Raw genomic sequence first — 22,385 nt, 5'->3', positions numbered from 1 at the left:
GCTGACCTACTATCGGCGCCAATTTTGATTTCTTTTGCCCCAGAATGGAACTTTTTTATTTTTCATGGTCGTTGTGTCTTCGGTTTGATTCCCGACGTTATCCATCAGGATCGGGCACAATGCCCGGAAACTTCGTGCCAACGCTCTGGACTAACCTCATGAGTCGCGTTGGGCTATAACCTTTGACACACTTAATTTGTAGTAGGGAGCATCAGCACATGCAACTCGGGATTATTGGACTGGGCCGCATGGGCGGCAATATTGCGCGGCGCCTGATGCTCAACGGGCACACCACCGTTGTTTACGATCGCAATACCGCCTTTGTCGAAGCCTTGGCTACAGAGGGCTCCACGGGCGTCACCGATCTGCCGGCGCTGGTCGCCGGCCTGGCCAGGCCGCGTGCGGTCTGGGTCATGCTGCCAGCTGGCGCGCCGACCGAAGAAACCATCGACACCCTGAGCACCTTGCTCGACGCCGGCGATACCATCATCGACGGCGGCAACACCTTCTATAAAGACGATATCCGCCGGGCGAAGACCCTGTCGGAAAAAGGCCTGCACTACATCGACGTCGGTACCTCCGGCGGTGTCTGGGGCCTGGAGCGCGGTTACTGCATGATGATCGGCGGCGATGCCGAGACTGTTAAGCGCCTCGACCCGCTGTTCGCATCCCTGGCCCCTGGCCTGGGCGACATCCCGCGCACCAAGGACCGCAAGTCCGACGACGATCGTGCCGAGCGTGGTTACATTCATGCAGGTCCGGCCGGTTCCGGGCACTTCGTGAAGATGATCCACAACGGCATCGAATACGGAATGATGCAGGCGTTCGCAGAAGGCTTCGACATCCTCAAGACCAAAAACAGCGAGAGCCTGCCGCAAGACCAGCGTTTCGACCTGAACGTCGCCGATATCGCCGAAGTGTGGCGTCGTGGCAGCGTGGTGTCCTCGTGGTTGCTGGACCTGACTGCCGACGCCCTGGCCAGCGATCCGAAACTCGACGGTTTCTCCGGGTCCGTGGCCGACAGCGGTGAAGGTCAATGGACTATCGAAGCTGCCATGGAACAAGCGGTGCCGGTGCCGGTGCTGTCGAACTCGCTGTTCTCCCGCTACCGTTCCCGTGGGCAAGGCACCTTTGGCGACAAGATTCTCTCGGCCCAGCGCTTCGGCTTCGGCGGCCATGTGGAGACCTCGAAAAAATGACCCACGCGATCCGCAGGAAATCCAAGGCTGAACCCGCGCCGCCGACCACGCTGTTCCTGTTCGGCGCCCACGGCGATCTGGTCAAGCGCCTGCTGATGCCGGCGCTGTACAATCTCAGCCGTGACGGTTTACTCGGGAATGGACTGCGGATCATCGGCGTTGACCACAACGCCATCAGCGATGAAGGCTTCGCGAAAAAACTCGAAGACTTCATCCGCAACGAGGTGGCCACCAGGACCGGCAAGGGCGATCAAGCCCTTGACCCGGCGCTGTGGGCCAAACTCGCCAAAGGCATCAGCTACGTCCAGGGCGATTTCCTGGACGACAGCACTTATCAAGCGCTGGCGGCAAAAATCGCCGACAGCGGTACTGGCAATGCGGTGTTCTATCTGGCCACCGCGCCGCGTTTCTTCAGTGAAGTGGTGCGCCGTCTTGGCTCGGCCGGCTTGCTGGAAGAAACCCCCGAGGCTTTCAGAAGGGTGGTGATCGAAAAACCCTTCGGTTCCGACCTGCATACGGCCGAAGCCTTGAACGCTTGCCTGCTCAAGGTGATGACGGAAAAGCAGATCTACCGCATCGACCATTACCTGGGCAAGGAGACCGTACAGAACATCCTGGTCAGCCGGTTCTCCAACAGCCTGTTCGAAGCGTTCTGGAACAATCACTACATCGACCACGTGCAGATCACCGCCGCCGAAACCGTGGGCGTGGAAACCCGTGGCAGTTTCTATGAGCACACCGGCGCGCTGCGGGACATGGTGCCCAATCACCTGTTCCAGTTGCTGGCGATGGTAGCGATGGAACCGCCCGCCGCGTTCGGCGCCGATGCGGTGCGCGGCGAGAAAGCCAAGGTCGTTGGCGCGATCAGGCCCTGGACGGTGGAGGAAGCCCGCGCCAACTCGGTGCGCGGCCAATACACCTCCGGTGAGATCGACGGCAAGGCACTGCCGGGCTATCGCCAGGAAAACAACGTCGCACCCGATAGCAATACCGAAACCTATGTGGCCCTCAAGGTCATGATCGATAACTGGCGATGGGTCGGCGTGCCGTTCTATCTGCGAACAGGCAAGCGCATGAGTGTGCGTGACACCGAGATCGTGATCTGTTTCAAGCCGGCGCCCTATGCGCAGTTCCGCGATACCGAGGTCGATGAGCTGCAGCCGACCTATTTGCGCATTCAGATCCAGCCGAACGAAGGCATGTGGTTCGACCTGCTGGCCAAGCGTCCCGGTCAGGCCTTGAAAATGGACAACATCGAGCTGGGGTTCGCCTACAAGGACTTCTTCGAGATGCAACCGTCCACCGGCTACGAAACCCTGATCTACGATTGCCTGACGGGTGACCAGACGCTGTTCCAGCGTGCCGATAACATCGAAAACGGCTGGCGCGCCGTGCAGCCGTTCCTGGATGCCTGGCAGCAGGATTCCAGCGTGCAGAGCTACGCTGCCGGGGAAAACGGCCCCAAGGCCGGCGAAGAACTGCTTACCCGTGACGGTCGCGTCTGGCACCGCCTCGGATAACACCTATCTTCTGTGGGAGCGAGCTTTTGTGGCGAGGGGGCTTGCCCCCGTTCGGCTGCGAAGCAGTCGCCATTTCATCACTCGGTGTACCTGCTACAGCGTAGTAGTAGGTTTTGGGGCCGCTGCGCAGCCAACGGGGGCAAGCCCCCTCGCCACAAAGGCTCGGCGGTGTCAGAGCCAGTAACTCACCGCATACCAGCCCAATGTCCCCATCACCACGGTGTACGGCAGCGCCATCCAGACCATCCGCCCGTACGACAGACGCACCAGCGGTGCAATCGCCGAGGTCAGCAGGAACAGAAACGCCGCCTGACCGTTGGGCGTCGCCACGCTCGGCAGGTTGGTACCGGTATTGATCGCAATCGCCAGGGTTTCGAAGTGCTCACGGGTCATCTCACCCGCCATGAACGCGCGCTTCACTTCGGTGATGTAAATGGTTGCAACGAACACGTTGTCGCTGATGGCGGACAGCAGGCCGTTGGCAATGAACAGCATGCCCGGTTGTTGGTCTGCCGGGAGCGTCAGCACCCAGTGAATCAGTGGGGCGAACAGTTGCTGGTCGTGAATCACCGCGACCACGGCGAAAAACACCACCAACAATGAGGTGAACGGCATGGCGTCCTTGAACGCTGTGCCCAGGCGGTGTTCGTCGGTGATGCCGGTAAAGGCGGTAATCAACACGATCACCATCAAACCGATCAAACCCACTTCGGCGATGTGGAACGCCAGCCCGGCAATCAGAATCAATGCGGCAAAGCCTTGCACCAGTAGCGCTGCACCTTGGCGCGTGGTGCGCTCGGCATTGTCTTCGGCGGCGTAGTTGGCCAGCACCGCACGAACGTTATCCGGCAGCAGCGTGCCGTATCCGAACCAGCGCAGCTTTTCCAGCAGGACGCAGGTTACCAGCCCGGCAACCAGTACCGGCAGGGATACCGGCGCAACCCGGGTAAAGAACTCAGCGAAGTGCCAGCCCATTTCATGGCCGATCAGCAGGTTCTGCGGTTCACCGACCAGCGTACAGACACCGCCCAGCGCGGTGCCCACGGCGCCGTGCATCAGCAGGCTGCGCAGGAACGCGCGGAACTGTTCCAGATCACCGTGATGCAGGGTGGGCAGATGTTGGTCGTCGCTGAACTCGCTGTCCTGGCGCGGATCGTTGCCCGAGGCGACGCGGTGATACACCGAGTAAAAACCTACGGCGGCACTGATGATCACGGCGGTCACAGTCAAGGCATCGAGGAACGCCGACAGAAAGGCCGAAAGAAAGCAGAACATCAGGGACAGCAAGGCTTTGGAGCGGACCCCGAGCAGCAGGCGCGAGAACAGGTAAAGCAACAGGTCCTTCATGAAATAGATACCGGCCACCATGAACATCAGCAGCAGGATCACCGGGAAGTTGTGCAACAACTCGTCGTACAGCGCCTGGGGCGTGGTCATCTTCAGCAGCAGGGCTTCAATCAACAGCAGCCCGCCGGGCATCAGCGGATAGCATTTGAGTGCCATGGCCAGGGTGAAGATGAACTCCAGCACCAGTAGCCAGCCGGCAGCCACCGGGCCTGCGGTCCAAAGCACCAGGGCATTGAGGATGAGAAAGCCGACGATGCAGGCCTTGTACCAACGGGGCGAGTGCCCGAGAAAGTTGTGCGCGAACGCCTGGGCCATTGAACCGGACATCGGCTGCTCCTTGTCTTGAGAAGCGCGCAAGTTGCCGCAAGCGCACGAGAAGATCAAGCGCAGGAAAAATGCCGGTGTTTATCCCTGGAAACGAGCGATGACCGCCTTGTAGTTTCCGTGCAGCGAATAGCCTCCCACTACAATGTTTCCATCGGCGTGCGCGGCGACACAGGTGGCGGTATCCAGGCTGGGGCCCAGGCGCGTACGTGTATAGCCGCTGCCTTTGCCAAAACGGCGATCGGGAAGGCCGTTGGGCAGGTATCGCCCGAGAATGAAGTCTGCTTCGACGCCGCCGATGGTGGCGCCCGCCGTGAGCACACTGCCATCAGGCTGTAACTGCGCGGCGGTCCACTGGCATCCGCTGTAACCGATTTCCCGCCGCTGCGGATGTCCTCCGTTGCAATGACTGTCGGGGCGGCCGTTGCTGTGCATTTTAAATGTCAGGCAGTGCATCGGCTCGCGACTGCTGCCAAAACACAGGATTTCGCCTTCGTTTTGCTGGACCACCTGACAGACCCGGGCGCCATGCCCTTGGGCCTTGAAGGTCATGAATCCATCCACGGCAAATCGGTCGTCGAGGCGCCCGTCCGGGTGATAGCGTGCCAGCAAGCCTTCCTCGGGAAAATTGATCGATCCACCGACCAGGATTCGGCCATCACGTTGTACCGTCAGGCTGCTGAGCCAGGTATTCATCAGCAGGTGCCTGACCATCACGAAGCCGCGGTCGTTGAACGAGCAGTCCAGCGAGCCTTCGACATCCAGGCGTATCAGCATGCCGACGTGATCGGCCAGTTCGTAGTGATGGTTGGCCAGGATCAGGATCCGGCCGTCTTGCTGTATGGCCACATCGCAGGCTTCTGCGCCCGGCACACCGAGAGGCAGCCGGATATCGCGCATGCCCAGGGACAGATCGCCAGGTAATCGCACGACACGGTGGCCATTATCGCCAAAACCTTGCACCAGGCGGCCATCCTGATCCAGCAATGCCAGGGCCGGGAGCGTGCGGTGCGCGTTTACGTATTGCAGGCCAGCCAACAGGATGTTGCCGTCGGGCAGGATCAGGACCTTGGTGCCCATGGCTTCGAACCCCGGTTCGAATTGCCCGATGACACTGCCTTGTTTGCCGAACGTCAGGTCTGCGCAACCATCCGCCAGCAAGCGGGCCAGGCCAAAGCGGATGCCATCGGCCATGCCGACTTTTGCAGCTACCAGCAAGCGACCTTGCGCATCGATCGCAACGTCATTGGCCAGGCTGAAAAGGCTGTCGGCGAAATAGACCTGGGTTTTGCCGTTGGCGGCAAACGTCATATCGAGGGCCCCGGCGTTGGTCCGGGTAGCGGAGTAGGCAAAAGCGGACTGGCTTGACATGCACCGCATCTCCTTGCGAGTCGTCCTGATCCAGAAGTTTGGGTGGCGACTTGATAGGGAGATTATTCAATCCCTGAATGAAGGGATGCACAACGGTAAGAACTAACAGACGGAGGGTCGCTGTGTGCCACAACAGTGTCTTTTCGAACCAATGGCGAGCCTGCAAAGTATCAGGCGTATGTGAAGTTCGAATTAAACAGTGTCACGTAGTGTGCGCGGCCAGAAAAAACTGCGAACTAAAGACAGGAAAAGGGCGCGGATTACCCCGGAGTAATCCGCAAAACGATTAGTGCGGCATCGACCACGACTGCAGAGTGTAACCTTCCTCGCTCAGTTCGGCGCGAGCCTGTTCCAGCAGCCGTTCGAGTTGCGCTGGATCGGAATAGGCGCTGCTTGGGATCTGCTTGCGGCCAATGCTGGTGCTGGTGCGGTCGATAACGGTCAGGCTGAGTTCGCCATTGCCGTCTTGTGGGGCCCAGGCCACGCATTTGAATGGTTTAAATGCGCGGTCGGCAATCAGAAGTGCTTCGTTGATACGGAGCGGGGCGTTCATAGGGTCTTCTCTCTGTATGCCCAATCAAGTGATAGGCCGACGGTTGGGCTTACCGTTCAGCTGGTTACTTGTACTGATGCCCGCAACCGGGGTTCGGGTCACACACAATCAAAAGAAAATTCCACTTTATTTCACAGATTCAAGGAAGAGCCTGACATTGAAAGCTGAATGAAAGGAAAGAGTCGTTAGGTAACTAACATATTCGCAACTTATAACTGGTTTTGTGACATCCCTATAGTCAAACAGTACAAGGCCCTGTCAAATTCTTGCTAATGTTACAGCCAGGTCTGCCAAATGACTGTTTTTATTAAATTTTCATAAATTTGGCGCCAAGGATCAGTCATGAGTGATGCGCCTGCCTTACGACGTTTGTTAGTGGTGGACCCCTGTGACGATTGCTATCGCCTGCTCCCTGGATTGCGCGCCATCGGTTGGGACGTTGACAGCTGCACGCTGGAGAACGCCGTTGACCGAACCTGTGACGTGGGCTTGCTGCGCTTGCAGCCCTTTCACCTTGAGCACCCGGAGGCCGTCAAAGAGCTGATCAGCCGCAGCGGCACCGAGTGGATAGCCGTACTCAACCAGGATGTACTGCGGCTGCAAAATGTCGGCGACTTCGTCTGTGAATGGTTTTTTGACTTTCATACCTTGCCGTTCGATGTGTCCCGGGTCCAGGTAACACTGGGGCGCGCGTTTGGCATGGCGCGCTTGCGCGGGCAGGGCACGGTCTATGTCGACCAGCCCGAGCACGAATTGCTGGGCGACAGCAAACCTATTCGTGAGCTGCGAAAGCTGTTGAGCAAACTGGCTCCGACCGAATCTCCGGTGTTGATTCGCGGTGAAAGCGGCACTGGCAAGGAACTGGTCGCACGAACCCTGCATCGTCAGTCCCAGCGTCACAGCAAACCCTTCATTGCGATCAATTGTGGTGCGATTCCCGAGCATTTGATCCAGTCCGAGTTGTTCGGCCATGAGAAAGGCGCATTTACCGGCGCGCACCAACGCAAGGTCGGACGGATAGAAGCCGCCAACGGTGGCACCCTGTTTCTCGACGAGATCGGTGACCTGCCACTGGAGTTGCAGGCCAACCTGTTGCGGTTCCTCCAGGAAAAACACATCGAGCGGGTCGGCGGCAGTCAGCTGATTCCGGTGGATGTGCGGGTTCTGGCAGCAACGCATACCGACCTTGAAGCCGCCATCGAAAAGAAACGCTTTCGCGAGGACCTGTATTACCGCTTGAACGTACTGCAAGTGGCGACCGTTCCGCTGCGCGAGCGCCATGGCGACCTGGCGGTGTTGGCCAACCACTTCTCCCATTTCTATAGCCATGAAACCGGGCGCCGCCCACGTAGTTTCAGCGAAGACGCGTTGATTGCCATGGGCAAACACGACTGGCCAGGCAATGTTCGAGAACTGGCCAACCGCGTTCGTCGCGGGCTGGTGTTGGCCGAAGGCCGGCAGATCGAGGCCCGTGACCTGGGGTTGATCAGTCAGCATACGCTCGCAGCGCCGATGGGCACCCTCGAAGAATACAAGTCCCGGGCCGAACGCCAGGCGTTGTGCGATGTATTGAGTCGCCACAGCGATAACCTGAGTGTCGCCGCCAAAGTATTGGGTGTGTCGCGACCGACCTTCTACCGGTTGTTGCACAAGCACCAGATTCGCTGAACCCCGGCCGCAAACCAAAACCCCGCTGCGATTGCAATTGCAGCGGGGTTTTTGTTCGGGTCAGAAGTAGTAGGGGAGTTTCAGGCTGAACTGGAAGTCCGGGGCATCGTCCGTCATGCCGATGGACAGGTTGGGCACGATGGTCAGGTTGTCGGTGGCCGCAATGGTCATGCCGATGTTGAAGTAACCGGCGTTGGCATCGCTGGAGACCACCGCTTGCCAATCCCCGCCATCTTCCTTGAGCTTGCTTTTGCGTTGCACCAGGTCAGAGACCGAGAACGACATACTCATCTTTTCGTTCAGGGCGAACGCAATGCCGGCGCCGATCTGGAAGCTGTCGCCAATGCGTACTTTGCCCGGTGTCTCGACCGCCGGGTTGGAGCTGATGTCGTCGAAAGACTCTTCCATGTTGTACGTGTAGGACAGGCTGCCGAACAGCACCGCCGGATCGAACGTCTTGACCAGGGAGATCCCCGGCGTAATCGACCAGACGCCGTTACCGGTAGGCAAGGATTCAGGCACGGCCAGGTTAGAGTTATCGGCCACCCGAACCAGCTTGATGCCGAACGGGTCTTTGCCGGTAGGCGCCTTGACGCGCAAGGTCACCACGGCATCCGGCGTGTTGGCCGATTCGTCGAGGAACTTGTAGGCGATACCGAAGTTGACGTCGCCTATGGTCGGGTCTTCCTTGACGGTGTCTTCGGTCGTGACGTTTGCGGCGCCGCTATTGCCGCCACCGGACTGGTACGTGGACTCACGGTAGACCACCGGCACGTTCAGGTCGAACTGCCAGCGATTGTTGAAGTTGTAGCGACCGGTGAGGTCAAGCGTCCAGGTGTCGGCCTTGATCCGGTCCAGGTTGATAGCGCCCAGGAAGATCGAGTCCAGAGCGAGAAAACCGTTGAGGACCAGTTGGCGGGAATCGTAGCGGGAGTAGGTTATCCCGGTTTCGACGCTGAACTTGCCACCGCCGAAAAAACCGCTGGCCTCGTCATACAGGTTCGAAACGCTTTGCGCCGGTTGCGAGTCATTGGCCAGCGATTGTCCATAAGAGCTGCCGCTGCCTCCGGCGGCTGCGGCTGCGGCGCCGGTGCCGACGCCTGGATTACCCTTGAGATCCGCGGGCGACTTGGCCAGGCGTTTGGGAGGGGGCGAAGCGGGCTGCTCTTCGACCTGGCGGACCCGTTGTTCGAGAACCGCCAAGGCTTTTTGCTGTACTTCGTATCGTTGTTTCAACTCCAGAAGCTCTTGTTTGAGCGCCTCCAGTTCCGGGTCAGGTGCTGCCTGCAACATCGCCGCCGGGAGTAGAGCACTCAAGCATGCAACTGCACGCAGTGATACTGATCGGTACATGAAATAAGCCGTCCATTTGTGCCCAATGGTCCAGACTCAGCGTAGTTCAATAGCCCATGGTCCGTAATGCAGCGAGTTGGTTGAGGTTGCAGTCCAATGCACCCGCACTCGGGCCATTATTGTTGAGCACAACGTCGAGTTGAGTCATGTTGTCGACCACATTGCTGCTGCCCAGCAACCGGGTGTTTTGCAGCAACCCGCCTTGGGCGACTTGTTGCAGGCTGGTGCCCTGGTTGTTGTTGGCGGTAATGGCCATCTGAACGCCGCCGCTGGTCGCGGATACCGCGACACTGCCTGCGGCATTGCTGCCGGTGATGGTTTGACCGGCTATCAGCGCCTGGCCCTGGCCCGGCACCAGTGCAGGGGCCGTGCTGGCCTCTTTGACGTTGATTGCGATGTTGTTGTTTGCGCTGTTGCCATCACCTGCGGCCCGTGTGACCTGGGTTATGCCCCGGGAAGTGCTCAGGGCTGCGCCCCCCGACACGTGACCGCTGCCCGACCTGGACGTGCCGCCATGACCCGATTGCTTGATGGTCGAAACATAGAACTCGGGCTTGACCGTTGCGGCTTGAAGCTGCATCGAGGTGGAGGCTCCGATCAGGTCACCACTGGCATTGCGCCAGGTACTGCTCATGACGACACCGAAGCTGATGACCCGCCCCGGCATCACATATCGGCCACGCAACTCGGCCAGTTCCTCGTCCTTGATTTCGATGGGTCTGAACTCATCAGCAAAACCTGAAGTGTTCGCTGCCAGACAGACAGCGACCACCCAATACGAGGTTTTCATTTGCTGCTCCCGGAGCGTCCTGCCCCCTATCATCTTGTTGGCGATTAAAAGAAGTCGCTCTGTATGAAACCAAAGTCCATCAATTCGGCATCTTTGACCGGGTTGAAGTTATCCATCTTGTTCTTGGCTGTCAGCGGTTCCGGTGGACTGCGTAACGCATTGGACTTGTCGTAACCGGGACCGACGATAGCGAAAATAATGCCATTCCAGCCTTTGACAAAGTCATCGTGGGAGTAGCGTTTGTGACCGAGTACCGGATCGCCGATATAGACCCAGTTCTTGTCCGCCCGCTGCAACACCACGAAGTGCTTGTAGCCGCGAATTTCCATCAATACCACCACCGGAATCGTCACGGCTTCGAGCCTTTCCGGCGGGATCCTGTAGCCCCGGGCGCGCATGCCGATGCGCTCTATGTAGCGCTTCATGTCCAGCATGGAAAAACCCTGGGTACGCACAAGGTCCTGGTCTGCGGTGACCAGCATGCCCTTGATGATGTGCTCCTCATCGACGTCGAGCCAATAAGCCTGGCGCAGTATCGTTGCCAGCGCGGCGGCGCCACAGCTGAAATCGGTTTTTTGTTCGACGATGTCGCTGAACTTGCGCTCGCGCAAACTCTGTACGTGCTTGTACACCAGCACGCCGCCCGGCAGGGCGGCAACCGGCATCTGTGCAGCCTGGGTCAGGCCAGACAGGCAGAGCAGGGCGAAAAGGACAGTCTTACGCATGATCGATACGCCTTGGGACTGTGGAAAAGCCCCGTCGCCGGGGCTTTCATTGCAATCGCGATTACAAACAGGACTTGCAGCCCGCGGCGATGGACAGCGAGTTGCTTTGCTGGTTGCCCACACCAGACGATACGTTGGCTCCGCCGTTGCCGGAGAAGTTGTTCATCGAGCCCGTTATCGACGCATTGTTGGTTACAGGGGCTTTCCAGCCCTCTGGCGTGATCACTTGTTGAGTGGTTACGCCCGCCAGACCGAGTACACCCACGGTAGCGAAATCAGTCTGGGTGCTGTCGTCATGGTTGGCGTTGTTGGTGACGTTCAGCCCGGTCGTGCTTTGGTTGGCCGCCGCCGCCGCTTGCGCTACACGACCGCCCGAAACGGCAATCGCCAGGTTGTTTTTCTGTTGGTTGAAGTCGCCGGTGGTCACGTTGATGCCGATGTTGCCGGAACCGCTGTTGCCTGCGTTGTTGAGCGTTGTGTTGTTGGTGCTGGAGTGGTTCCTGGCGGTGTTGCCGTTGCTCTTCTGAGTCGCGCTGGAGACAGCGACCGCGGTGCCGAAGATGAAGCTTTCGTCAGCCGTGGCAAGGGCGGCGGCGTTGTCTTGCTGGTTGCCGTTACCGGCTGCAACGTTGGCGCCCATGTTGCCGTTGGAGTTGTTCAGGGAGTTATCGACTCTAGCGTCGTTCCTGGTGTCCCGGTTCAATGCGCTACTGTCACTGCTTTCCTGCGAGTCCAGCACGGCGGCCCCGGCGCCTGCCGTAATCTGCAGAATTTGTTCCAGCGTCGGGCCTTTAGGCTGATGGTTGTTACTCTGGCCATCGCTCTGGCCGCTGCCTTGATCATCATCAAGGCTGCCTGCTTGTGCTGCAAATGCCATCACTGCTGCCAGAGCGAAAGCCAGAGGTTTGAGAGCAGTTGTCGGGTTCATGGTGTTTCTCCGTGCTCATTAGTTGGTCAGGTGTTGGTACTTCCCTAATCGCACTGTTTCGGGTCAGTCAGCGACCCGGATGCTCAAGGTGTTAGCCATTCGGTTCCCCACCCCGGCACTCTGGTTTACCTGGATCACTCCCCGGCTGCCGGTGAAGGCCTGGTCGCTTGTCACGACCTGGCGACTGCCATTTGGGGCGCCAGTTGCTCCCGAGTTCGGTAACAACGCCACGTTCTGTTGAGAAAGGGCACTATCGTCGATGGCTTGCGGTGCGGCGCTGATGCTGATGCGCATGGCGTTGGCCATCTGGTTGTTCGCCCCGGCGCTCTGGTTGACGCCCAGTACGCCGTTGCCATTACTGAAGGAGGAGCCGCCGATAGTGGCCGTCGCGTCCATCGACGGATTGGCAGGCGTAGTGATTTTCTGCCGGATGCTGGTGATCGCACCGGCCTGGGTGCCAATGGCGATCGCGCGGACGTTGGCCTGCTGTTGTTGATCGCCAGCCGCCTGGTTGACGTTGAAGTTGCCGCGGTATTGAGTACCGGAATCCTGGAGGGTGGCATTGTTCACCGAACCGACGCCCGAATCGGCCATCACACTGGTGCAGCCGAGCAGGGCAAGTAACAGCAGGGATCGACTCATCTCATTGGCCTCCCGCCATTCTGCCCAGTGAACCGAGGCCGCTGCTCATGGCGCGGTTGATGGTTCCGGAAATCGCGCTGCCACTGCCACCACCGTGACCCACAGACATGCCGGGCATACCGTTGGGGTTGGTGACGACGTTGAGGCCTTGCAGGCCGCCCAGGCTTTGCCCGTTGTTGTGGCGAAGGGCGGTTCCGGTGGTGACCCCGGCGATGTCGGCGTCACTGAGTTCGCCGGTGACGCGGGCCGATGGGTTGGCATTGAGGGTGTTGGGGTTTGGATCCCTGCCGCCGCTGCGACCGATGGGCGTCGGGTGAATGGTGCGATCAAGCACGATGACGCCGTTGCCTTCGGCTTGAACGTCAAAACTGAAAAACGCGCCTGCAGCGCTCGCGATCAGCAGCAGGCACGTCAAGGCATGTTTATCGAGTATCCCCACGACGGTCTTTCCTTCTCATGTGGGCTGGTTCTGGTCGGCTTTTTGAAGGAAAGAGCGAAAGCTGTGCCGGTTTTTGAATATCTCGTTGATTCAATGGCTTATGGATATTGCCCGGATAGCCTTTGCCGAGAATGTTTCAAAGGTGAGACAAAACCCTGCGCAGGCAGCCCTTATTTGCGGATAAATCGCTCTGGAACAAGGGTTTCGGCGGTGTTGTATCAATGACTTAACAAATCCGATGATCCAGCGGCGAAGGGCGCTGAAACAGGTGGTTTGAGGCGGGAAGGGTGTTTCAGGATCGGACACTTTTCCCCCGGGACAGGGGGGGTAGTGGGGAAATTGCCCCAAAAGGCCGGTCAGACGCCGAGCAATCGGGTCACGGCGTTCAGTGCCTGGAATCGGCGTTCTGCCCAATCTCCGCGCAGTACTTGAACCGGTTGGGCGTGGCGCTCAAGCCAGGCCAGGGTCTGCTCGAAAAATGCCTGGCGCTCACTCAATCGGGGTTGGCAACGCTGGCCATCATCCGTCCATTCGACGTGTTCCGGCGACAGCAGCAAGTGCAAGTCGTAATGCCGGGCCAGTAGCGCTTGTTCGAGCCAGGCGGGGCAGTCGCCGAACAGGGTTTGGCTCCAGAGGATATTGCTCAGCAGGTGCGTGTCGAGGATGAGCAAAGACGGTTGTTGCGCACGGGCTTCGTCTTCCCATGCCAATTGTCCGCGGGCGATGTCCGGAATGTCGGCCAAAGTGGTGTCCCGGGAATTCTGCTCGATGAACCAGCGCACATACTCCTCGACCAGAATCCCGCCGAAACGTTGCTGCAACTCGGCCGCCAGCCAGCTTTTACCGCTGGATTCAGGGCCTGTGAGTACCAGGACTTTCATGCGCGCAACGCCGGATCGGCGCGCCATTGGCGCCAGCCCTGCACGGCGATTACGGCGAACAGCCCGTACAGGGTGGCGGTCAGGTACAGGTCCTTATAGATGAACAGCCCCACGAAAATCACATCCAGGGCGATCCATAGCGGCCAGCACTGGACACGTTTTTGCGCCATCCAGACCTGCGCCACCAGGCTGAATCCGGTCAGGGCCGCATCGAGCCAGGGTTGCGCGGCATCGGTCCAATGGGCCATGGCCGCCCCCAGCAACAGGCTGCCGAGTGCACCGATGGCCAGGCTCAACGCCGCGGAACGGGAATCGAGCCAACTGACTTCGCGGCCATGGGTCGTTTCGCCAGCCCGTGTCCACTGCCACCAGCCGTAAAGCTGCAAGGCGGCATAGACGACTTGCAGCAACATGTCCGAATACAGCTTCACCTCAAAAAAGATCCAGCTATAGAGCAGCACCATGACCAGACCGATGGGCCAGCACCAGGCGTTCTGTTTGACCGTCAGCCAGACGGCAATGACACCGAGGGCGGCGGCAAACAGTTCAAGCCCGGACATGGAGGTTCCTTGGTGAAATCGAAGAGGGGGCCGATTGTAACCGGATTGGCGTCGGGAATCCCGTGGAGCAGGGTTTGCTTCAATGGCGCGCGATAACGCGGCAGCGCCGATCGGACTTGTCTGATAGGATTCCGGCCCCGCGCGGGTAAACCCGGATCAGGATTGTTTTTTCACAGGATTTTGACGGTTCCGTGGTGATCCTTGATGTGCGGGGCTTCAGCTAGGCTGATCGCAATTCAAGCTTTGGAAAAATACTAACGGGGCATGCCGGCGCGCATAGCCTTTTGGGGGATTGATGGATCTTTGGACCGCCTTTCAGGCATTGATACTTGGGGTTGTAGAAGGGCTGACCGAGTTCCTGCCCATTTCCAGCACCGGCCACCAGATCATCGTGGCCGAGATGCTCGGCTTCGGGGGCGAGCGGGCGATGGCGTTCAACATCATTATCCAGCTGGGTGCCATCCTGGCGGTGGTATGGGAATTTCGACGCAAGATCTTCGATGTGGTCATCGGCCTGCCGACCCAGCCGAGCGCTCGGCGGTTTACCGCGAACCTGTTGATTGCGTTCTTCCCGGCCGTGGTGCTGGGCGTGATCTTCGCCGACATGATCCACGAGTACCTGTTCAATCCGATCACCGTGGCAGCGGCGCTGGTCGTGGGCGGGTTCGTCATGTTGTGGGCCGAGCGCCGGCAGCATGAAGTCCACGCCGAAACGGTGGATGACATGACCTGGAAAGATGCCCTGAAAGTCGGCTTCGCCCAATGCCTGGCGATGATTCCGGGCACTTCGCGTTCGGGCTCGACGATCATCGGCGGGTTACTGTTCGGCCTGTCGCGCAAGACCGCTACCGAGTTTTCGTTCTTCCTGGCGATGCCAACCATGGTCGGCGCAGCGGTGTACTCGGGCTATAAATACCGTGACCTGTTTGTCCCGTCCGATTTTCCGGTGTTCGCGATCGGCTTCGTCACGGCGTTCGTCTTCGCGATGATCGCGGTCCGCGGGCTGCTCAAGTTCATCGCCAACCACAGCTATGCGGCGTTTGCCTGGTATCGCATTGTGTTCGGCCTGATCATCCTGGCGACCTGGCAGTTCGGTTGGGTCGACTGGAGCGCGGTCAAGTCGTGAGTGACTCAAGCTCGCGCAATAACCCCGGGCACCAGCCCGGGGGACAGATCCGTAATCCACGGCTGAAGTGGCTGGTGTTTGCAATCCTGTGTGCGTTGCCGCTGTCGGGGGCGGTGTCTTCATGGCTGCACGGGGTGTCGCTGATTCCCTTGGCAGCCTACGGCATCGTCAGCGTCGTGACGTTTTTCCTGTACTGGAGCGACAAGCGCAAGGCCCGCGCCGAGCAATGGCGTACGCCGGAGAATGTCCTGCATGCGCTGGAGCTCGCCGGCGGCTGGCCCGGTGCCTTGCTGGCGCAGCAAGCGTTCCGGCACAAAACCCGCAAAATCTCCTACCAGTTGGTGTTCTGGATCATCGTGCTGATGCACCAGGTGTTCTGGATCGACCACCTGTTCCTCGGCGCACATATGTTCGCCTTGTTCTGATCAACAAGGTCCTAAAGCAACAAGCCGACTTGAGTGCGCTTGGGCAGTTTGCTCACCACCAACTGGTGGGAACGCTGCAACAAGCCTTGTAGTTCTTCGTTGCCGAGCGGGTAGGGCGTTTCCATGATGATCCACTGGGCGCGCGCCAGATAAGGCGCCGGATGAATCCCCGGGCGGTCGCAATGACCGAGAAACAGATCCTTGTCGACCTTGAAGGCCAGGGAATCACCCCGCAGGCCCTGCAAGGCGAACATCTTGTTCCCGGCAATCGAAAACACCCGCACGCCGCCCCATTTATAGTCTTCCCGCGCTCCGGGCAGGGTAAGGCAGAATTTCGCGACATCCTCTTCGCTCATCCGTCCGGCTTTCATAACAATCGTTCCCCACAGGCATTGAATGACTCGACCAGATGGTCAATCCAGGCGCGTACCGCCGGCATGACCCCGCGCCGATGAGGATAGACCGCTTGCAGCCAGCCACCGGGCAACGACCAGTCGGGCAACAACTGCACCAGTGCGCCGTTTTCCAGTTCCTGCTCGCAATACATCATGGGCAGCATCGTAAAGCCCAGGCCAGAGAGGGTGCTGGCCTTGCGCACGATAAAGTCATCGATGCCCAGCCGGGCCTCGAGCGCCAGTTCGCAACTTTTGCCTTTTTGATCCAGCATGCGGATGTGCACCATGCGGTCGGCCTCGAGGGCGCCGAGCACCGGCAGGTTTTTCAGATCGTCGGGATGGTTGATCTCACGGCCAACGAGGAAGCCGGGACTGGCGACCATCAACATCTGCGCCTGACGCAGGCGGCGGGTCACCAGCAGCGGGTCTTCGTCGCCCAGCTCGCGCACTCGCAGGGCCACGTCAATGCCTTCGTTCACCAGGTCGACCCGGCGGTTGAGCAGCATGACCTCCAGCTGGACTTGTGGAAACCTTTCCAGAAAGTCGCTGATCACCCCCGGCAATATTTCATGGGCCAGCCCAACCGGGCAGGACACCCGCAAACGCCCGCGGGGCTCGCTGGACATGCTGGCCACGGCCTCGTCGGCCATTTCCGCCTCCAGCAGCATCGCCTGACAGTGCCTGAGGTAACGCTCACCGACGGCAGTCAGTTTCAGTTGTCGGGTGGTGCGTTGCAGCAGTCTTGCGCCGAGGCGCTCTTCCAGTTCGGCGATGCGCCGTGACAATCGGGACTTGGGGATGCCCAGCAAACGCCCGGCCGCGGCGAACCCCCCGGCTTCCACGACTTTGGCGAAGTAATACAGGTCGTTGAGGTCTTGCATGATGTGAATCCAATTGTCCTATCTGTGGGACGAACTATCGCATTGTTACCGTCTAATCAGCTATTGGTTTCGTGTGTAGGATTAGTCCCATCAGATCGCCCTTGTGGGCGATCCTCACTTGGAGATCCCACATGAAACTGCTGCATATCGATTCGAGCATCCTGGGCGACAACTCGGCTTCCCGTCAGTTGAGCGGTGAAGTCGTCAAAGCCTGGCAAGCCGCCGAGCCAACCGCCGTGGTGACTTACCGCGACCTGGCCGCCGACGCCATCAGCCATTTCTCCGCCACCACCCTGGTCGCCGCCGGCACCACCGCTGAACTGCGCAACGCCGCACAACAGCACGAAGCCGAACTGAGCGCCTCGACCCTGACCGAATTCCTGGCTGCCGATGCCGTGGTGATTGCCGCACCGATGTACAACTTCACCATCCCGACTCAACTCAAAGCCTGGATCGACCGCATCGCGGTGGCCGGCCAGACCTTCCGTTACACCGAAGCCGGCCCTGAAGGCCTGTGCGGCGGCAAGAAAGTCGTGATCGTTTCGACCTCCGGCGGCATGCACGCCGGTCAGGCAACCGGTGTTGCCCACGAAGAGTATTTGAAGTTGCTGTTCGGTTTCATCGGTATCACCGACATCGAAATCGTCCGTGCCGAAGGCCTGGCTTACGGTGACGACGTGCGCAACAAGGCCATGAGCGCCGCCCACGCACAAATCAGCGAGCAGTTGTTCGCCGCTGCGTAAGGCTTGGGTAAAAGTAAGCAACCGTTCAGGTAAAGCCCAAAAAACTCTGTATTCTGGCTACGCAAGTACCAGTTACGGAGTTTTTTGTTTCTGGCCGTTTCAGATTGTGGCCCGACTCATGCAGTCCAGGGCGTACGTCTCAAGTCCGGTAACAAGGCGGGGCATCCATGATGCGTCTTTGTGCAACTTTACTGATTTGCCTGCTCAGCAGCTTGAATACAGTGCACGCCGCGCCTGCACCGCATCCTCACTGGAGCGTCGGCTTCCACGAGATGACTTTTCTCGACCCGCTGGACTTGCAGCCGATGCGCGCCATTGCCTTCTATCCTTCCAGTGATCGGGAGCACACCAGCAAGCTCGAGGGTTACACCGTCGAAGCCGGGGAGGACACCAAGGTCGCCATCGGCCGGTTTCCGATGCTGATGCTGTCCCACGGAAATACCGGTACCCCGCTGGCCCTGCACGACCTTGCCACGTCACTGGCGCGCAAAGGCTTTGTCGTGGTGGCGGTGATTCACCCCGGTGACAACTCCAGGGACCACAGCCGACTCGGTACTTTGAGTAACCTGTACGGCCGGCCGATCCAGATTTCCGAAGCCATTACCGAGACCTTGGGCGATCGTATGCTGTCGCCGTTCGTCAATGCCGATCAGGTGGGGGTCATTGGCTATTCGGCCGGTGGCGAGACCGCATTGATCCTGTCCGGCGCGACCCCGGACCTGGATCGCCTGCGCCGTTACTGCCAGGAGCGCCCTGATGACCGCGATGCCTGTAACACCCAGGGCGAATTGATTGTCGACCGCGACGACCTGCAACCAGTGGCCGATCCTCGCGTCCACGCCTTGATGCTGATGGCACCGTTGAGCCTGAAGTTCGGCCGCCACACCCTGGCCGATGTGCATGTGCCGGTGTTGCTTTACAGCGGCGATGGCGACAAGCTGGTGGCTGTCGACAAGAACGCCGCGGCGCTGGCGCGCAAACTGCCGACCGCGCCCGACTTCAAGTTGTTGGCGGGAGCAGGGCACTTTGTCTTCATGGCGCCGTGCAATGACGAGCAGATCGTAATCATGCCTGCGCTGTGCACCGATGCCGATGGCGTCGACCGGCAGGACATTCATCGCAATCTGATCTCCGAAGCCGGACGCTTCTTCACGCGTACCCTGGGCAGGCCGACCCGGGCCGGAATGCAGACCGCCGATCAGTAATGCGCCACATATTCTGTGGGAGCGGGCTTGCTTGCGAAGGCGGTGTGTCAGGCAGTACTTATGTCTACTGACACACCGCCTTCGCGAGCAAGCCCGCTCCCACATCAAGCCATCGCGCGGCGCTTGAGTAGCAGGGTCAGCCCCAGCCCCGTCACCGACAACAATGCAGCACTGAAGAAAATCCACGCATATCCCAGGTTCAGCGCCACTGCGCCCATCAAGGGGCCGGCAATCGCCAGCGCCAGATCGAAAAACACCGCATAAGCACTCAAGCCCGCCCCCCGGCTGGAGTTGGGCACCTGTTTGATGGCCTCGACACCCAGCGCCGGATACACCAGGGACAGGCCAAATCCAGTCAGGCCGGCACCAATGAGCGCATACCCGGTCGAAGGGGCCAGCCACAACAGCACCAGGCCAACCGTCTCAACGCACATGCAGGCAATGGCCGACGTGAACCCGCCAAACCGACTGATGGCGGATATGAACAGCAGCCGCGACAGAATGAAACACACACCGAACACGGTCAGGCAGTAGGCCGCGCCGGTCCAGCCACGATTGACGTAGTACAGAGTGATAAAGGTCGTCAGGGTGCCGTAGCCAATGGACGCCAGGCTCAAACTCGCGCCAAACGGCGCAATGCGCCCGAACACCGCCCAAAACGGCAGGCGCTCGCCGCGCACCACGGGCACCGAGGGCTTGTTGCGAATCAGCAACAGTGCGACCAGGGCCAACAGCGACAGAGCGATACCCAGGCTGGCGAAACCCAGTTGTTGCACCATGACCACACCCAGCGGTGCGCCAATGGCAATCGCCCCATAGGACGCGATGCCGTTCCAGGAAATCGATCGCGCGGTATGCTCGGCGCCCACCTGGCCCATGCACCAACTGATGGTGCCGACACCGATCAACCCTTGGGCGATTCCCAGTAGCAGGCGCCCGGCGATCAGGATCAGCAGGCTGAGCAAGGGAAAGCCTTGCAACAGGGTCGACAGCAAGGTCAGCACGCCGCTGAGCACAATCCCCGCCAAGCCATAGATGATTGCGCGCTTGGTGCCAACGCTGTCCGACATCCGCCCGGCCATGGGCCGGCTGAGCAGGGTGGCGAGGTATTGCGAGCCGATGGTCAGCCCGGCCACGATGGCGCTGAACCCGAGTTGCTCGTGGACATAACCCGGCAATACCGCAATCGGCAAACCGATGCAGAGGAAGGCAATGAATGTATAGAAAACGATGGAGACGATCTGCAGGGTGATCGCCGTGGAGCTTTGAGGGGCAGTTTGCTGCACAGACATGAAGGCTCGTTCGCGGGCGGCGGTGGGAGACCTGCATCATGGCGCGGCGTTGGGATAAAAGAAAGCAGGCTAACTACTTTTGCCGTGACATTATCGTTGTTCCTCATGGCCTCATCGCGAGCAAGCTCGCTCCCACATTTTGAAATGCATTCCCCTGTGGGAGCGAGCTTGCTCGCGATGAATTATGCACCAACAAGAAACCTTGGCCCGGAATGCAAAAAGCCCCGTCACCAGGACAGGGCTTTTCACTTGAGGCTGGCAGCTAAAGACTTGAAGCTGCCTTTAGAACACTACACCCTGGCTACGCAGGTAGTCGTCGTAGGTGCCGCTGAAGTCGGTCACGCCGTTAGGGCTCAGCTCGATGATGCGGGTGGCCAGGGACGATACGAACTCACGGTCGTGGCTGACGAAGATCAGCGTGCCCGGGTAGTTCTCCAGCGCCAGGTTCAGCGCTTCGATCGATTCCATGTCCAGGTGGTTGGTCGGTTCGTCCATCACCAGTACGTTCGGCTTTTGCAGGATCAGCTTGCCGAACAGCATGCGGCCTTGCTCACCACCGGAGATGACCTTGACCGACTTGAGGATCTCGTCGTTGGAGAACAGCATGCGGCCCAGGGTGCCACGGATGATCTGCTCGCCCTGAGTCCACTGGCCCATCCAGTCGAACAGGCTGACGTCGTCTTCGAAGTCGTGGGCGTGGTCCTGGGCGTAGTAGCCCAGCTCCGCGCTTTCGGTCCACTTCACGGAACCGGCGTCCGGGGTCAGTTCGCCCATCAGGGTGCGCAGCAGGGTGGTTTTGCCGATACCGTTCGGGCCGATGATCGCCACGCGCTCGCCGGCTTCTACGGTGAAGCTGAAGTTCTTGAACAGGGTCTTGCCGTCGAAGCCCTTGGACATCTGCTCGATGGTCACGGCCTGGCGGTGCAGCTTCTTGGTCTGTTCGAAGCGGATGAACGGGCTCACACGACTCGATGGCTTGACTTCGGCCAGCTGGATCTTGTCGATCTGCTTGGCGCGGGAAGTGGCCTGCTTGGCTTTCGAGGCGTTGGCCGAGAAGCGGCTGACGAACGTTTGCAGTTCGGCGATCTGGGCTTTCTTCTTGGCGTTGTCCGACAGCAGTTGCTCGCGGGACTGGGTCGCCGCAGTCATGTACTCGTCGTAGTTGCCCGGGAACAGGCGCAGCTCACCGTAGTCCAGGTCGGCCATGTGGGTGCAGACGCTGTTGAGGAAGTGACGGTCGTGGGAAATGATGATCATGGTGCTGTTACGCACGGTGAGAATCGATTCCAGCCAGCGAATGGTGTTGATGTCCAGGTGGTTGGTCGGTTCGTCGAGCAACAGCACTTCCGGATCGGAGAACAATGCCTGGGCCAGCAATACCCGCAGTTTCCAGCCTGGAGCCACTTCGGACATCGGGCCGAAATGCTGTTCCAGGGGAATACCCAGGCCCAGCAGCAGTTCGCCGGCACGGGACTCGGCGGTGTAGCCGTCCATTTCGGCGAATTCGGTTTCCAGCTCGGCCACGGCCATGCCGTCTGCTTCGCTCATTTCCGGCAGCGAATAGATGCGATCGCGCTCGGCCTTGACCTTCCACAGCTCTTCGTGACCCATGATCACGGTGTCGATCACGGTGAATTCTTCGTAGGCGAACTGGTCCTGGCGCAATTTACCCAGGCGCACGTTCGGCTCCAGCATAACCTGGCCGCCGGACGGCTCGAGGTCACCGCCGAGAATCTTCATGAAGGTCGACTTGCCGCAACCGTTGGCGCCGATCAGGCCGTAACGGTTGCCACCGTTGAACTTGACCGAAACGTTTTCGAAGAGCGGCTTGGCGCCGAACTGCATCGTGATGTTAGCTGTAGAAATCAAAGGTTTTTCCTGCGAAGCATTCAGAGTAGCTAGGGTTGCGGCAGTACCGGTTCAGTACCTGTTTCCACTGTTGGGCCCCCGGGACATTCATCCCGATCGGCAGTGGAAGATCCATCTGGCATCAAGTGGACAGCAGCATGTGGCGCGCC

The 22,385-nt window shown here is 59.5% G+C and carries 22 protein-coding genes; 7 read left to right on the top strand and 15 right to left on the bottom strand.

Annotated features, from left to right (window positions below; genetic code table 11):
- Positions 1 to 218: 218 nt before the first annotated feature.
- Positions 219 to 1,199, top strand: a complete 981-nt coding sequence (gene gnd, locus PspS34_RS14680; protein ID WP_159390028.1) for a phosphogluconate dehydrogenase (NAD(+)-dependent, decarboxylating) — start codon at positions 219 to 221, stop codon at positions 1,197 to 1,199.
- Complete coding sequence (zwf, locus tag PspS34_RS14675; RefSeq protein ID WP_154946476.1) at positions 1,196 to 2,719, top strand: glucose-6-phosphate dehydrogenase; 1,524 nt, start codon at positions 1,196 to 1,198, stop codon at positions 2,717 to 2,719. Before gnd ends, zwf begins: the two co-directional genes overlap by 4 nt.
- Positions 2,720 to 2,890: 171 nt before the next feature.
- Here the strand turns inward: zwf and nhaB are convergent, their stop codons facing one another.
- From nhaB to PspS34_RS14660, 3 genes are all read right to left on the bottom strand, one after another.
- The gene (nhaB, locus tag PspS34_RS14670) at positions 2,891 to 4,393 is read right to left on the bottom strand and encodes a sodium/proton antiporter NhaB (RefSeq protein ID WP_159390027.1); all 1,503 of its coding nucleotides are present in this window, start codon (positions 4,391 to 4,393) and stop codon (positions 2,891 to 2,893) included.
- A gap of 78 nt (positions 4,394 to 4,471) precedes the next feature.
- Positions 4,472 to 5,761, bottom strand: coding sequence for a hypothetical protein (locus PspS34_RS14665; RefSeq protein WP_154859882.1), 1,290 nt, complete (start codon positions 5,759 to 5,761; stop codon positions 4,472 to 4,474).
- 286 nt (positions 5,762 to 6,047) lie between these two features.
- Positions 6,048 to 6,314 (bottom strand): hypothetical protein, encoded by a 267-nt coding sequence (locus PspS34_RS14660; protein ID WP_150815212.1) that lies wholly within the window; start codon positions 6,312 to 6,314, stop codon positions 6,048 to 6,050.
- A 342-nt stretch (positions 6,315 to 6,656) separates the two neighbouring features.
- On the opposite strand from PspS34_RS14660, the gene PspS34_RS14655 reads away from it, so the two are divergent.
- Positions 6,657 to 7,982 (top strand): sigma-54 dependent transcriptional regulator, encoded by a 1,326-nt coding sequence (locus tag PspS34_RS14655; protein ID WP_154859883.1) that lies wholly within the window; start codon positions 6,657 to 6,659, stop codon positions 7,980 to 7,982.
- Positions 7,983 to 8,042: 60 nt separating this feature from the next.
- Here the strand turns inward: PspS34_RS14655 and PspS34_RS14650 are convergent, their stop codons facing one another.
- The 8 genes from PspS34_RS14650 to pnuC all read right to left on the bottom strand — a co-directional run bounded on the left by PspS34_RS14650 (position 8,043) and on the right by pnuC (position 14,300).
- Entirely contained in the window at positions 8,043 to 9,335 is a 1,293-nt protein-coding gene (locus PspS34_RS14650; protein ID WP_159390026.1) for a hypothetical protein, read from the bottom strand.
- A 46-nt stretch (positions 9,336 to 9,381) separates the two neighbouring features.
- Positions 9,382 to 10,125, bottom strand: coding sequence for a hypothetical protein (locus PspS34_RS14645; RefSeq protein ID WP_154909108.1), 744 nt, complete (start codon positions 10,123 to 10,125; stop codon positions 9,382 to 9,384).
- 44 nt (positions 10,126 to 10,169) lie between these two features.
- The gene (locus PspS34_RS14640; protein WP_150815216.1) at positions 10,170 to 10,850 is read right to left on the bottom strand and encodes a C39 family peptidase; all 681 of its coding nucleotides are present in this window, start codon (positions 10,848 to 10,850) and stop codon (positions 10,170 to 10,172) included.
- Positions 10,851 to 10,911: 61 nt separating this feature from the next.
- Positions 10,912 to 11,778, bottom strand: a complete 867-nt coding sequence (locus PspS34_RS14635) for a heme utilization protein (protein ID WP_150815217.1) — start codon at positions 11,776 to 11,778, stop codon at positions 10,912 to 10,914.
- 63 nt (positions 11,779 to 11,841) lie between these two features.
- Entirely contained in the window at positions 11,842 to 12,420 is a 579-nt protein-coding gene (locus tag PspS34_RS14630) for an adhesin (protein ID WP_150815218.1), read from the bottom strand.
- Between the two features lies 1 nt (position 12,421).
- Positions 12,422 to 12,859, bottom strand: a complete 438-nt coding sequence (locus PspS34_RS14625) for a hypothetical protein (protein ID WP_154859886.1) — start codon at positions 12,857 to 12,859, stop codon at positions 12,422 to 12,424.
- A gap of 356 nt (positions 12,860 to 13,215) precedes the next feature.
- Positions 13,216 to 13,740 (bottom strand): AAA family ATPase, encoded by a 525-nt coding sequence (locus tag PspS34_RS14620; RefSeq protein WP_154860189.1) that lies wholly within the window; start codon positions 13,738 to 13,740, stop codon positions 13,216 to 13,218.
- Entirely contained in the window at positions 13,737 to 14,300 is a 564-nt protein-coding gene (pnuC, locus tag PspS34_RS14615; protein ID WP_159390025.1) for a nicotinamide riboside transporter PnuC, read from the bottom strand. Before pnuC ends, PspS34_RS14620 begins: the two co-directional genes overlap by 4 nt.
- A gap of 295 nt (positions 14,301 to 14,595) precedes the next feature.
- On the opposite strand from pnuC, the gene PspS34_RS14610 reads away from it, so the two are divergent.
- On the top strand, positions 14,596 to 15,426 hold the full coding sequence (locus PspS34_RS14610; RefSeq protein WP_159390024.1) for an undecaprenyl-diphosphate phosphatase: 831 nt from the start codon (positions 14,596 to 14,598) through the stop codon (positions 15,424 to 15,426).
- Entirely contained in the window at positions 15,423 to 15,851 is a 429-nt protein-coding gene (locus PspS34_RS14605; protein ID WP_150815223.1) for a DUF1294 domain-containing protein, read from the top strand. Before PspS34_RS14610 ends, PspS34_RS14605 begins: the two co-directional genes overlap by 4 nt.
- An 11-nt stretch (positions 15,852 to 15,862) precedes the next feature.
- On the opposite strand, the gene PspS34_RS14600 is transcribed toward PspS34_RS14605, so the two are convergent.
- Both PspS34_RS14600 and PspS34_RS14595 read right to left on the bottom strand, forming a co-directional pair.
- Positions 15,863 to 16,222: an MmcQ/YjbR family DNA-binding protein gene (locus tag PspS34_RS14600; RefSeq protein WP_057714747.1), complete on the bottom strand. Its 360-nt coding sequence runs from the start codon at positions 16,220 to 16,222 to the stop codon at positions 15,863 to 15,865.
- Positions 16,219 to 17,127, bottom strand: a complete 909-nt coding sequence (locus PspS34_RS14595) for a LysR substrate-binding domain-containing protein (protein WP_090455344.1) — start codon at positions 17,125 to 17,127, stop codon at positions 16,219 to 16,221. Before PspS34_RS14595 ends, PspS34_RS14600 begins: the two co-directional genes overlap by 4 nt.
- A gap of 131 nt (positions 17,128 to 17,258) precedes the next feature.
- Between PspS34_RS14595 and PspS34_RS14590 the strand changes: the two genes are divergently transcribed.
- Together PspS34_RS14590 and PspS34_RS14585 are read left to right on the top strand one after the other, a co-directional pair.
- Positions 17,259 to 17,870, top strand: a complete 612-nt coding sequence (locus tag PspS34_RS14590) for an FMN-dependent NADH-azoreductase (protein WP_154946472.1) — start codon at positions 17,259 to 17,261, stop codon at positions 17,868 to 17,870.
- A gap of 167 nt (positions 17,871 to 18,037) precedes the next feature.
- Positions 18,038 to 19,075 carry a dienelactone hydrolase gene (locus PspS34_RS14585; protein WP_102671535.1) on the top strand — a complete coding sequence of 346 codons (1,038 nt, stop codon included), beginning with the start codon at positions 18,038 to 18,040 and terminating at the stop codon, positions 19,073 to 19,075.
- A gap of 104 nt (positions 19,076 to 19,179) precedes the next feature.
- Here the strand turns inward: PspS34_RS14585 and PspS34_RS14580 are convergent, their stop codons facing one another.
- Both PspS34_RS14580 and PspS34_RS14575 read right to left on the bottom strand, forming a co-directional pair.
- Positions 19,180 to 20,367 (bottom strand): MFS transporter, encoded by a 1,188-nt coding sequence (locus PspS34_RS14580; protein ID WP_154859888.1) that lies wholly within the window; start codon positions 20,365 to 20,367, stop codon positions 19,180 to 19,182.
- 282 nt (positions 20,368 to 20,649) lie between these two features.
- Positions 20,650 to 22,236: an ABC-F family ATPase gene (locus tag PspS34_RS14575; protein ID WP_033052720.1), complete on the bottom strand. Its 1,587-nt coding sequence runs from the start codon at positions 22,234 to 22,236 to the stop codon at positions 20,650 to 20,652.
- Positions 22,237 to 22,385 lie beyond the last annotated feature (149 nt).

It is taken from the genome of Pseudomonas sp. S34, from assembly GCF_009866745.1.
GTDB classification, from domain to species: Bacteria; Pseudomonadota; Gammaproteobacteria; order Pseudomonadales; family Pseudomonadaceae; genus Aquipseudomonas; species Aquipseudomonas jessenii.
This window is presented reverse-complemented; position numbering and strand designations above follow the sequence as displayed.

Coding starts and splice junctions, on each gene's coding strand:
- gnd (WP_159390028.1), top strand. CDS start 219: ATGCAACTCGGGATTATTGGACTGGGCCGCATGGGCGGCAATATTGCG.
- zwf (WP_154946476.1), top strand. CDS start 1,196: ATGACCCACGCGATCCGCAGGAAATCCAAGGCTGAACCCGCGCCGCCG.
- nhaB (WP_159390027.1), bottom strand. CDS start 4,393: ATGTCCGGTTCAATGGCCCAGGCGTTCGCGCACAACTTTCTCGGGCAC.
- PspS34_RS14665 (WP_154859882.1), bottom strand. CDS start 5,761: ATGTCAAGCCAGTCCGCTTTTGCCTACTCCGCTACCCGGACCAACGCC.
- PspS34_RS14660 (WP_150815212.1), bottom strand. CDS start 6,314: ATGAACGCCCCGCTCCGTATCAACGAAGCACTTCTGATTGCCGACCGC.
- PspS34_RS14655 (WP_154859883.1), top strand. CDS start 6,657: ATGAGTGATGCGCCTGCCTTACGACGTTTGTTAGTGGTGGACCCCTGT.
- PspS34_RS14650 (WP_159390026.1), bottom strand. CDS start 9,335: ATGTACCGATCAGTATCACTGCGTGCAGTTGCATGCTTGAGTGCTCTA.
- PspS34_RS14645 (WP_154909108.1), bottom strand. CDS start 10,125: ATGAAAACCTCGTATTGGGTGGTCGCTGTCTGTCTGGCAGCGAACACT.
- PspS34_RS14640 (WP_150815216.1), bottom strand. CDS start 10,850: ATGCGTAAGACTGTCCTTTTCGCCCTGCTCTGCCTGTCTGGCCTGACC.
- PspS34_RS14635 (WP_150815217.1), bottom strand. CDS start 11,778: ATGAACCCGACAACTGCTCTCAAACCTCTGGCTTTCGCTCTGGCAGCA.
- PspS34_RS14630 (WP_150815218.1), bottom strand. CDS start 12,420: ATGAGTCGATCCCTGCTGTTACTTGCCCTGCTCGGCTGCACCAGTGTG.
- PspS34_RS14620 (WP_154860189.1), bottom strand. CDS start 13,740: ATGAAAGTCCTGGTACTCACAGGCCCTGAATCCAGCGGTAAAAGCTGG.
- pnuC (WP_159390025.1), bottom strand. CDS start 14,300: ATGTCCGGGCTTGAACTGTTTGCCGCCGCCCTCGGTGTCATTGCCGTC.
- PspS34_RS14610 (WP_159390024.1), top strand. CDS start 14,596: ATGGATCTTTGGACCGCCTTTCAGGCATTGATACTTGGGGTTGTAGAA.
- PspS34_RS14600 (WP_057714747.1), bottom strand. CDS start 16,222: ATGAAAGCCGGACGGATGAGCGAAGAGGATGTCGCGAAATTCTGCCTT.
- PspS34_RS14595 (WP_090455344.1), bottom strand. CDS start 17,127: ATGCAAGACCTCAACGACCTGTATTACTTCGCCAAAGTCGTGGAAGCC.
- PspS34_RS14590 (WP_154946472.1), top strand. CDS start 17,259: ATGAAACTGCTGCATATCGATTCGAGCATCCTGGGCGACAACTCGGCT.
- PspS34_RS14585 (WP_102671535.1), top strand. CDS start 18,038: ATGATGCGTCTTTGTGCAACTTTACTGATTTGCCTGCTCAGCAGCTTG.
- PspS34_RS14580 (WP_154859888.1), bottom strand. CDS start 20,367: ATGTCTGTGCAGCAAACTGCCCCTCAAAGCTCCACGGCGATCACCCTG.